Below are 12035 nucleotides of genomic sequence, written 5' to 3'. Positions count from 1 at the left end.
GAGATGAGCCTGAACCGACGTTTATTCATCGGCGGCATCGCCGCCACCCTGACCATTTCCGCCTGTAAAAAACCAGGTACTCTGACAGTGTCGGCACAGGGGCAACCCGGTGCGAACCCCGGTGTGGACGGGCAGGACCGACCGTTGACCATCTTCCTGCTTCAGATGTCTGGCAGCGGTGCTTTTGACAGCGCGGATTTCTTCGCCCTTCAGGACCCATCCGCGGCCCTGGGCAGTGAGCTGCTCAAAGCCGAACAGATCGTGCTGACCCCGGGCAATGTGGCAACCAAAACCCTGACCATGCAGCCGGAAACAACCGTCGTTGGGTTCGTAGCTGCCTTCCGCGACCCGACGGGCAAGCAATTCCGCGCCAAAACGCCCGCACCCGGCAAGAATGCCGGTGTGATCCTGTCCGCCGGACCCTCGGGTCTGCAACTTCAAGACGCCTGAACCGCAAAAGGAGCCGACTGCGCATGACCGATAGCAACAAGGTGGTCTGGTCCGAAGGGCTGTTCCTGCGTACACAACACTTGCAACAGCAGGATCGCCATCATGAATGGCTGACCCAGCGCGCAATCCGTGCCGTGCCTCTGCAAAACTGGGGCTTCGGAAGTCTGACGCTGGACCGCAATGCGCTTGAGGCAGGGCTTATCGGTATCGAAACGGCAGATGGTATCCTGCCTGATGGTACGATATTTTCAGTACCCGGCAGCACAGCGGCGGTGCCGCCAGCTCAGGTAAGCGCGGACACCGAAGCCGGGTTGGTACAATTGGCAGTGCCGCTGGAACGGGCCGACGCCGCACAGATTGACCCCAGCCATGCGGACCCATCCGGCACCCGCTATCGCGGTGAGATCATAACCGTGCGCGACGCCATACGCGGCGGGGCCGATCCCACCGAAATAGAAGTGGCACGTCTTGCACCGCGGCTATTGTTGCCCGGTGATGACACCGCAGGCTACACCTCCTTGCCAATCGCGCGCATCAACGGGTTGGATTCCAACGGTGCAGTGACTCTGGCTTCTGGATTTCTTGCGCCTGCTCTCACACTCGGAGCGCAATCCGGATATGCCAGTTTTCTGAAAGAACTGGTCACCGGTCTTGATCGGATTGCAGATGCCCATGGCAAAATGGTTCTGGGCGGCACGGGCGCATCAATGGAAAACCTGCTGATACTGCAACTGGCCAATGCAGCACGACCGCGGATGGCACACATTCTGGCGCAGAACAATCTACACCCCTCGGATCTGTTCATGGAGCTTTCCGGGCTGGCAGGACAGATGGCAACTTTCGGCTCATCTTCACGCAGGCTGGCCGAGTTCCCGTTGTATGATCACACGGATCCGCAACCCGCCTTCGATGCACTGACCGACACGCTACGTTCACTGGTACTCTCGCTTCAGCATGTCGAGCCGAAATCCCGTGCATTGGCCGTCAAACGGCATGCAGACAACATCTGGACCGTGCGCATCGACAATCCCGGTATCATCGAAAGCAACCGTATCGTAATCCGGGTCGGCAGCGAGATGTCCGAAGAGATGATGCGTAAGATCTTTATCAATCAGGCCACTGTCGGTGCCGCAGATGATTTCGACGATCTGTGGAAATCGAAACTGCCGGGTATTCCGCTAAAACCTCTTCATTCGCAGCCTCGTGAAATCCCCTATGACGGAGACAGGCTGTGTCTGGAACTTGATCGCAACTCGGAACATTGGGCGGCCCTCGCGGACGCGCCGGGTTTTGTTCTTGGGGTGGCGGGAAAGCTGGACCGCGACCCTGACATTGACTGCTACGCCGTGAGCCGCAAACCATGACGAAAGATGATCCATTCGGACTGGGCCAAGATGCTGGCCGCACGCGCATTCGACCTGTGTCGAAAAAGCGCGAAGCAACGGCGTCACAACATGGTCACTCACATTCGACGGTTCCAGTTTCCGATGCGCGATTGCGGGACGCAAGAGCTTCGGCCAATCCACTAGTCAATGCGTTTTCGCCGCTGCTTGGGCTCGCGCCAGAGCTTGAAACCGCCTCGGCCCCTGAAAACCCCGAGGTTCTGCGCGCCCGTTTACTGGACAATCTGACATATGCCCGCGACAGCGCTGTCTCTTCGGGGCTGACATTGGGGCAAGCCGACAAGGGCGCCTGGTTTGTCGCCGCCCTGCTGGATGACATTGCGCTCAACACGCCATGGGGCGGTGGGTCTGGTTGGCCAAGGATGCCGTTGGTGGCTGAACTCTATGGCAATGTCGATGCAGGGGAGCGGTTCTTTGACTTGACCGACGACTTGCTGCGTTTCCCCGAGCGTGATCCACATCTGGCCGAGCTGGCGTTCTTGTGCCTGTCCCTTGGGTTTCGTGGCAAACACCGGCTGACGGGTTCAAGCGGCGAAGCCACGCTGACACAACTGCGGGCTCAGCTGGCGCGCGCACTGACGGACTCTGACGCCGAAGACAAAGCCATTTCACCCCATTGGCAAGGGGTTGTCGCCGAACATGATAATCCGGGATTCATTGTGCCGCTCTGGGCGATTGGCCTGATCGTCATCGCGTTCATGGCACTGGTCTATGTGGGACTTGGCGTTCGTCTGTCAAACAAGGGCGAACAGCTCTATGCGCTGGCCGAAGTGCTCCCCCCGCCTGAACGGGCCGCCATTTTCCGACCCATCATTGAAACCGTCAAGGAACCCAGCCCGATACCCGAGCCGCTGATCATTGAATTGTTGCCATTGTTTGCGCAGGCCGCCCCACCTGACACCGTATCCGCCCTGTCCGGGCGCGAGGACGTCTCGCTGGCGATTGTGGTCCTGCAGGCAACCAACCCCGAAGTCTTCCGCTCTGCCAAGGCAGATCTGAACCCGCAATACACGACTTTGGTTCAATCGATCGCCAGCGTAATCGTGGATAATCAGGACATCATTGGCAAACTGCGTATCGTCGGCCACACGGACAGCATTCCGGTGCAACGCACCAACCCATTCCAATCCAATCAAGGCCTGTCCGAAGCTCGTGCCAAAAGAATCGCAGAACTCCTGATCGCAGCAGGCGTTCCGACCGATCTGATCTCGGTCGAGGGGCGCGCTGCGGCGGAACCGATTGCTGACAACGGTACCAAAGAAGGCCGTGCCCGTAATCGCCGGGTCGAAATCATCGTTCAAAAGAGGGTTTAGGGATGGGTGTTGTCAAAGCAATCTTCGGCTTTCTCTTCTCCCGCCTTTTGTGGACTATCATCGGTCTCAGCCTGTTATCGGTACTGATCTGGCTGTTTGGAGGATTGCTGAAATTCGGCGAAACAGCGCCTCTGGAAAGTGATCTGTCACGCACAATTACCATTGGCGTGATCTGGATTCTGTGGCTGCTGCGGTTGCTTTACAAGCAGATCAGGGCAGCGCGTGCCAATCGCATGTTTGTCGCCGAACTGGCCGCCGCCCCGCCCGAAGAGCCCAGCGCGCCCGGCGAGGAAAATGTTGCTGAGGTCAACGCCAAATTCGCCGAAATCATGGATCAGATGAAACGATCGAAACTGGGGGGGCGTAAATTCCTGCGCGACATGCCCTGGTATCTGTTCATCGGCCCGCCCGGCACTGGCAAAACCGCAGCCCTGCGTAATTCCGGTCTGCATTTCCCAATTGACCTGTCAGACGACCTCAAAGGCGTTGGTGGCACTCGAAACTGCGATTGGTTTTTCACCGAAGAGGCCGTGCTGGTCGACACTGCAGGCCGCTATGTACAACAGCAAAGCGACGCCGAGGTCGATGCCGCCGAATGGAAAGGTTTTCTCAAACTGCTGAGCAAACACCGCGGTCGGCGCGCGCTGAACGGTGTGATCCTGACCTTGTCGGTTCAGGAACTTGCCGGGTCCGACGCCTCGATCCGTGAACACGGGCGAGAGCTGCGCAAGCGTCTGATCGAACTGCAGGATGAGCTGGGCCTGCAACTTCCTGTTTATCTGATGATCACCAAAGCGGATCTGATCCCTGGGTTCGAGCCCTTCTTTGCCGATCTGTCGACCCGTGAGCGCGAGCAGGTTTGGGGTGCTACCCTACCCACAGATGTCCGGGTAGATGGGGTTACGATAGATCGCGAAACCCGTGCCCTGCAATCCGAACTCGAACACCGTCTGGTCGGGCGCATGGCATCGGATTTGCCGCTGGACCAACGTGGCGCAGCCTTCCGCTTTCCCAGTCAACTGGACCAGTTGGGCGGTCCGATCAAGCAACTGATCGACGCCGTCTTCGGGGAAAGCCGCTATGAAGACAGCCCCTGGCTGCGGGGGTTCTATCTGACTTCGGCCACCCAGGAAGGTTCACCCATCGATCAGATGATCTCTGGTATGAGCCAGTCTTTGGGCTTGCCGGTTGCACCGCCCAAACCACGCGCGATGGGGGAAAAACGATCGTTCTTCCTGCGCAATCTGTTAACCGAGGTTGTGTTCAAGGAGGCCGGTCTGGGCACCTTTGATCCACGTGCCGAAGATCGCCGGCGTTGGATATTCCGCGGTACATTGGCGGCGGCGACACTTGCGACGGTGGTGGCCGTGCTGATGTTTACATTCTCATATCTCCGTTACTCAGGTGGATTGACGGATCAGGAGCGGCAATTGTCTAAGCTGAATGCGCGGCTGGCCAATGTCGCTGCCCGCCAGGCTCCGACCGATCCGCTGGATCTCGATCTGGCGCTGGATGCAGCCACCGAAACCGTCAACTCTGACAGCGCTGTGCAAGCTGGTTTGATGACCATTTTCGGCCCCACCGCCAAAGCCGAGCTGGATCAAGCGCAAACCCTGGCCTACGATCACACGCTGCGCAATATTCTCGAACCACGTATGGTTGCAACACTTGAGGCCACCATGTGGCGCCATTCACGTGATCCGGACTTCCTGCTTAGCGCCTTGAAAACCTACCAGATGATGACCGGACTAGCGGCCTATGACGCCGACTTCATCGCGGAATGGTGGCAGATTGATCTGCCCGAATACGCCCCGATTGATGTATTTCCGACGCAAGATGCCGTTGATCACCAATTGGCTGCCATTGCCCGGATGGCCAATGAGGAGGACCGTATCGCGCCCGATCCGGCCCTGGTGAATACCGCCCTGGAAAGCATCTGCACCATACCGCTTGCGATCCGTGCCTATCGGTCCTTGATGCGGCAGCCGCAGGTTTCGGGGCTCGAGGACTGGATACCCGCTGAACATACCGGACCCAACGGGACACGTGTTTTGACACGGCTGTCCGAGAAAACTCTGCGGGTGGGCCTCCCCGGTGCCTTTACCTATGAGGGGTTCCACAAGACGGTGCTGCCCGCCGTGCCCGAAGTGGCTGCGCAGGCCATTCTGGATCGCGCCGTGTTCGAAGGGGGGTGCGCCGAAAGCTCGGATACCACAACGACATTGCTCGAGACGGATATTCTCAAGCTATATTACGATGACTACGTGGCCCAGTGGGACAGCTTCCTGCGCGACATCCGGCTGGCCCCGATCACCGATCTGAACACGGCACGGGTCAATCTGAAGGATCTGTCGTCGGATGACAGCGCGCTCAAGCGGCTGCTGCTGGAAGTGGTGGCCCAAACCCATCTCACACGCGTTGAAAATACCGATAGCGGCGGACCACCCAAAGGGTTGCTCAAGGCCGCCACCAAAAAACTCGGTAAAGTCGGAAAGCTTGCGAAAAAGGGTTCTAAAATCGTCGGGTCCGGCGGGGGTGCGACAGCGACCCTCCCCGGTGCACCGGTCGCCGATCACTTCAAACCGGTTCGCAGCGTCGTGGAAGAGGTCGAAGGACAACCACCGCTTATCGGTGACACAACCGTAGCACTGACCGCGCTGTATAATGAGCTTCAGACAGTATCTGCCGGGGCGAACCCCCAGGCGGAGTTGCTGGCGCGCGGCGGATTGCCGGTGCTGACCGGTGCGATTGCCGACGAGGCGCAGTTCTTGCCCCCGCCGATCAATGACTGGGTACGCGGAATTGCGGGCGACACCATCGAATTCACGCGCGACGCAATCGTCGCTGGCCTCAACGCACAATGGCGGGCGGATGTGATGCCGTTCTGTGTTTCGGCAACGCGGGGGCGATACCCGTTTGATCCATCCAGTTCGATTGATGTGAATACGGCCGATTTCGCGCGACTATTCGGGCCTGGTGGCTTGGTCGACAGTTTCACCGAAAACCACCTTGCTCCTTATATCGATACCACCACCCGGCCCTGGAGCTGGCGCAATGATCTGGGGCTGGACCCGGCGTCGCTGTCCCCTTTCCAGAACGCGCGCGCCATGCGTCAGGCCCTGTTTCCCGGTGGCGCGGGTCCGGTGATGTCCTTTGCGCTGGAGCCCAGGGACCTTTCAGCCAACGCAAGCAGGATCACGTTGAATCTGGATGGTCAAACGCTCAGCTACTTCAACGCAGCCGCGCGGCCAGTGCCGATGACATGGCCGGGACCGGATGGGACAAATATGATCACGATGAGCTTCGCGCCTGTGGATGGCTCGACCGAGGTCATCACCTCGCAGACCGGGTCCTGGGCGTTTTTGCGACTGATCCGGGCCGGGCGCCTTTCGCCCACAACACTGCCCGAAGTGTTCCGCCTTAGCCTTTCGGCGGCCAATTACAAAGCCGATTTCGATCTCCGCGCCAATTCCGTGGACAACCCCTTTAATCTGGAAATGTTTTCCGGCTTTGATTGCCCCAGCGGGTTCTGATCGATGGGTACTGGCTTCTTTGGCAAAATGCCAGCATCCGGCGATTTCATCGCACGCGGGTTGAGACCACATATCCGGCCTTTGCTGGATAGATGGCTGACCCTGCATCTGGCCGAACCGGCCCGTCGGCCCGAAATCTGGCCTGAGACGGCCCTGCACGCTTTGATACAGGGGCCGGAGCATATGCTGGCTCTGGCGATATTGCCCAGCCAAGATGCCGTCGGGCGGCACTTTCCTCTGGCGGCGTGTTGTCCTGTGGAGTCTGCCGATCAGGCAGGGGTTGAAAACTGGGCCGCCGCTGTTTTCCCAGCGCTTTGCATGTCACAAAGCCCAGCATTTAACCCGGATGCGTTGTACGCAGCCCTGCAGCCCGTTTCCGATCCTCCAGCCGTGGCTTCTTCGCTGACACCGCCGCTGGCCTGGGCCTCGGACCCGCCGGTCAAACCAGAAGACTGCTTTGGCAATCTTTTTGGGTGACCCCCCAATAGGCGAACTCAGTTCTGGCTGATCTTGCTGGCTTTCAATGTCATGTTGCCACTGGCCTTGGCTACGATCTTACCGCTGGCCTTCAACGACAGATCTTTGCCATCCAGCACAATCGTTCCGTCCTTTTTCATCTGCAGCTTGGCATCTCCACAAACCAAAGTGATGCTGTCGACGGCCTTGATCGACAGATCTTTGCCAACCTCGACCTCCATCATCTCAGCAATTACGTGTTTCGAGTCTTTAGAGACATTCACAGACCTTGAACCAGCAATCTTATAGGCCCCGTCGGCACCAATCTCGACATCTTGCGTTGCTGCGATTTCGACCTTTTGGTTACCGCCGATTTTCCAACTGTCATCAGCACCGATCTCGTGATCCTGTTGCGCCCCCACGGTCATTGAACGGCTCGCACCGATTGTATTCGTCTGTACCGCCCCGACAGATCGGGTTTCTGCAGCGCCTACCGTATCGGTACGCGCCGCACCAACTGATACGGTCTGCAGCGCCGCTACGGTCTGGGTGTGGTTCAAACCGATGGTTTCAGTGGAACTGGAGCCGATGGTGATCGATTCCGTATCCCCGACAGTAAGCGTACGCGTTGCGCCGACTGTTTCAGTGTCATGGCTGCCGATGGTCACATCGCGGTTTACACCCACCGATGTAGACTTGTTGTTGCCGACACTTTCGGTGCGGTCATTGCCGATGGATTGGGTGCCGTCATGGCCCACATCCTCGACCCAATCGTTGCCAATGGTGCGGGTCTCATTATTCTTGACCAGCTCATTGTGGTCCTTTTCGGCCTGGAAATATACCTCTTCCGAGCCCTTTTTGTCTTCGAAACGCAATTCATTCCAGCCGCCCCCGCCCAATGACGAGTTAGACTTCCAACCCGATTGCGTCGCATTGTCAGGTAACCCGTAAGGCGGCATCTGTTCTGCGTTATAGACGCGGCCTGTGATAATCGGCTGATCCGGATCACCTTCCAGAAAATCAACGATGACCTCCTGCCCGATGCGCGGTATCTGGATAAAGCCCCAACCCGCCCCAGCCCAGACGGACGACACCCGCACCCAGCACGAGGAATTTTCGTCATTCGCCCCCTCGCGGTCCCAATGGAACTGCACTTTGACGCGCGAGTATTCATCTGTGTGAATCTCTTCTCCGGATGGGCCCACAACCACAGCTGTCTGCGGGCCACGCATAACGGATTTTGGAGTTACTTGGGGTGGCCGGTATTGGATATCACCGGGCATCAGAAGATATCTGGCCTCGAAGCCGGGGTGTTCGTTGTCGCCCAGAAGCGACGAATAGGCCTTGCCCTGCATGTCATAATCGACCCGCAGGATACAGTATTCCGCGTTCTCGGCATCACGCGGATACAGCGCCAACTTGAAGCGCGCACCGGACCACGGCATTCGTGCGGTGGATACAGCAGTGATCCTTTGTGCCGGGGACAGGCCCTCTTGCAGTCTGACAGTGGCCAGATCTTTGCCGCGTCCATGGTCCTTATAGGTACCGGGATAGCTGTAACGTTCCTTGTCGTCCTGTTCATGTCCGACCGGCAGCTCGTCCAGCGCCATCAGATCGGCGGACGGTTTGATGAAATCATAGTCGGTATGCACATAGGCACCCGGCACGACAGCATCAGTTCTGTCCCAATCCGTGATGACTTGCGGGTCCTGCGCAAAATCAATCTTGTCGCCTTCAAATTCGATCTCGGACATCCCATCGGTGGCAATCAAGGTGGCAATGTCATCGACCAGAACCAGCTTGTGTTCCCCATCGTCAAATTCATGAAAATAATAAATGCCTTCATGCTCCATCAGCCGCTGGATAAAATCCAGATCGCTTTCACCATATTGAACGCAATAGTCGCGCGGCTCATAACTTTCGTTCAGACGCAGTTCGAACAGCAGATTGTCCTGCTCACCCAGAATTTCTTCGATGATCTCGACAACGCTTTTGGCCTGAAAAATGCGATTATCTGTGGTCTTCGATAGAAACCACAAGGCAGGCCTGAGCGTGAGCTCATAAAAACCCCACCCTTCTTTGAGACCGGCAAAGCGAAACCGATCAACCAAGCCGTGAAAATAGCGCTCGTGTTCTTCAAACCCGGCCCGGACCGTAACGGGAGTTCCCAGCAACTTGTCCGAACTAACGTTGAAATCGGATGACTGCAGTGTGAGTTCGAATTTGAAACACGTGCTGATGGCATCGAAGCCGGTCATCCGGGCAAAGCGCAACCCATCCGGGTCGTCGGGGGTATCGACTGGCTCGGTCTTGGCTTGGAAATGCCGCTCGTCAAACATCACTGCACTCGCTTCCTGAAAATCTCTTTCAAATCTGCGTGCTAATGTAGCACAGGCATGGCGCGCCGCAGAGTCCCGGCGCGCAATTTACAGAACCGGTGGGCATGAGAATCCACGCATCAAGCTGCGCGCCGAAACTGGGTTCGCCGCATCCGGGAACACAATTTCCACAAAAGCGCGTCCATCATCGCTGCGAATGTCGACCAGAACCCGGGCACCTTCGTCGCGAAACCGCAGCCGGAACCGATCCAGAAGCCTCAGCAATCCCCAATATCCAGCGGCATTAAGCTCTGCATTGTCTGTGCCCTCGCGGAAGCTGATACTGGCCCCCATTAACGGCGCCGGGCCCGGCCATGCCAATATCGCGGGTTCACCCGTTGCACGCACTGGTGCGCCCTGCCCCCCCACTGCGACGACCATTCGTCCGCGTTCGGCCAATGCCGCCATCTCTAACTGCAACTGCAACTGACCCTGCGCATCAAAAAGCGCATCGGACAGCAGGACGGCACGTTCGAAAAAGGCGGCTGAATCTGGGTCCAGCCCGGCAAAACGCGCTTCTGGTTTCCAGCGCCATGGCCGTGAGGATTGATCGAGGAATTGGGCCAGATAAGCACTGTAGAATTGCATCAGACTGCCGTTTGGGGCCATCAATGCAGTAACCTCGGACGGAACTGCGTCCGCACCGTCTGCGAATGGGTACTGATTGTGCAACACTCTGCGGCAGGTGGGATAGATGGTTTGTTGCCAGCGTAGAACCAGTGGATCTGCGCCGGACTGAGAGGTTGCCGCGTTGGCCTGTGCCAGCACATCTTCGGCAATCTGCACAATGATCCGGGGGGCAGTTTGAAGCACGTTGATCGTCCGCGCACGCTCCTGCACGCTAACCAGTTTCGCTGTACCTTTCTCTCCGTCGCGCTGCCGCGTGCTGAGCGCCACGTTCAATGTTGAAAACAACTGGCTGAGCTCTGCCATGCCGCCTTCATCCATCCATTGGACCACCGGACCAAAGACACGGCCCAATTCGACCTTTTGGTCAAAGCTTCGGCTTTGGTCCCGCCCTCCCATCTGCGTCCAGCTTGCGCGCAGCACCTGCGATAGCGGATTCGCGCGTTGCGCCAATACGCCTGAAACCAGAATGGCCCGATCCGGGTCATCGAACGGTTCCACCCGCAGATCGGACAACCACTCCGTCCACACGGCAATCGTTTCCCGATGCAATCGGGCCTGAACCTCGTCCGGGGTTTGATTGACCGGGTCAGACATCTGACCCAACACCACCGGAACCATGCGGCGGGCATCCTGTACGGCGACGCCAATGCCGTAATCCCGCGCATAGGCCCAGCCGTCCTGCGTGAACAACCCCGGCAAAGCCGAATCCAACGCAACGCCGGAACGGCGTACAAGGATGTCGGACAGACCCGGTATATTTGCCTCGGGATTCCAGGACGGCAGAGCCCGGGTCTGCGAAGCGCGCAACAGTTCCAGCCACACCCGATCCGCCTCGGACGTCTCGCTGGCAAAGCCACGCGCCAGATCCTGTATCTGCGCATCGGTGGCCTGTATCGTACCGTCGGGGGTTGGAAACGCCATCACATGACGAGAAAACCCGGGTAAACCATGGGCGTCTTGGTTATCCTCCAACCAGCCTTCAAGATAGGCGGGTGACCATTGCAGATCACCGCTGAGCACAGCAAAAGCCCGAAGCGCGTCGTAAAGTTTCAGGCTGTCGCCTTCGGTCGCCAGCACCTCCTCCAGTACAGTGGCCAGCGTGGCGGGACCAACTTTGGCTACGTCAGACCGGTATCTGTTTTCCGCGACTGTTTCGCTGTCCACGCGTGGCAATCGAACAACCCGGCGCAACGGTGCATATTGTGCTGCACGAACCACCCGATCCCGCGCTTGGGAAACCTGTGTCAGTGAGTTGGTCAACTCGGCCCTTGCCATATCAGGTGCCAGCGTAATCGCACCAATATCCTGTTCAAACCGATCCAGAATTCTGGCGTGGAACCGATACTCCAGCCAACACGCATATCCGGCCAGCGACAGCAAAAACACCAGAAAACTCAGCACCGCAAACACGCCCCAATTCGAGCGGCTTCTTGTCAGGCTGCGACCACCCGTTTGTACTTGCAGCGCCACATCGTCCAGAAACGCTGCAAGACCAGCATAGTCAGCCCCGGCATCGCAGGCGGTTTGGGAAAACTCGCGTATACGCGACAGCGACATTTGGTGGTCATCAAACAAAGCCTTTTGCGCCAGAACACTCCACGTAGTCAGTTTCAAAGCGCTCTGCGCGCGGGCCCGCGTATCGATCAGCATGGCGAGCCCCAATCGCGCCGGAGCAATCGCAGGCTGCGGAACATCGCTTTGCTCCAACGCACCTGCGAACACGGTCAGGGCCTCTTTTGCACGCGCCAACAACGCAGATTCGCCAGCGCGCACTTCTTCATCCATACGGTCAATCAAATCGAATATGGGAACCGCAGCTTTCTCGAAGACCTGCTTGCCCGACGCTGGCTGAGCATCTCTGCGCACCATCAG

At 58.1% G+C, this 12035-nt stretch carries 7 protein-coding genes; 5 read left to right on the top strand and 2 right to left on the bottom strand.

Going from position 1 to position 12035, the window contains the following annotated elements:
* Positions 1-3 precede the first annotated feature (3 nt).
* The 5 genes from tssJ to tagF are packed head-to-tail and all read left to right on the top strand — an operon-like array spanning position 4 to position 7176.
* A complete protein-coding gene (gene tssJ, locus ACR0AZ_RS13815) occupies positions 4-450 on the top strand; it encodes a type VI secretion system lipoprotein TssJ (RefSeq protein WP_480472152.1) in 447 nt (148 codons plus the stop codon).
* 23 nt (positions 451-473) lie between these two features.
* Positions 474-1814, top strand: coding sequence for a type VI secretion system baseplate subunit TssK (gene tssK / locus ACR0AZ_RS13810; RefSeq protein ID WP_480667675.1), 1341 nt, complete (start codon positions 474-476; stop codon positions 1812-1814).
* Positions 1811-3166 (top strand): type IVB secretion system protein IcmH/DotU, encoded by a 1356-nt coding sequence (icmH, locus tag ACR0AZ_RS13805; RefSeq protein WP_480667674.1) that lies wholly within the window; start codon positions 1811-1813, stop codon positions 3164-3166. The genes tssK and icmH overlap by 4 nt, the downstream gene beginning before the upstream one ends.
* A 2-nt stretch (positions 3167-3168) precedes the next feature.
* On the top strand, positions 3169-6699 hold the full coding sequence (gene tssM / locus ACR0AZ_RS13800) for a type VI secretion system membrane subunit TssM (protein ID WP_480667673.1): 3531 nt from the start codon (positions 3169-3171) through the stop codon (positions 6697-6699).
* Positions 6700-6702: 3 nt separating this feature from the next.
* Entirely contained in the window at positions 6703-7176 is a 474-nt protein-coding gene (tagF, locus tag ACR0AZ_RS13795; RefSeq protein WP_480659464.1) for a type VI secretion system-associated protein TagF, read from the top strand.
* Between the two features lie 17 nt (positions 7177-7193).
* On the opposite strand, the gene ACR0AZ_RS13790 is transcribed toward tagF, so the two are convergent.
* Positions 7194-9494 (bottom strand): type VI secretion system Vgr family protein, encoded by a 2301-nt coding sequence (locus ACR0AZ_RS13790; protein ID WP_480659463.1) that lies wholly within the window; start codon positions 9492-9494, stop codon positions 7194-7196.
* An 87-nt stretch (positions 9495-9581) separates the two neighbouring features.
* Positions 9582-12032 carry an ImcF-related family protein gene (locus ACR0AZ_RS13785; protein ID WP_480667672.1) on the bottom strand — a complete coding sequence of 817 codons (2451 nt, stop codon included), beginning with the start codon at positions 12030-12032 and terminating at the stop codon, positions 9582-9584.
* Positions 12033-12035 lie beyond the last annotated feature (3 nt).

The organism is Ruegeria sp. BE3, assembly GCF_056538865.1.
Note: the sequence above shows the minus strand (reverse complement) of the source record. Positions and strands in the feature narration are given on the sequence as shown.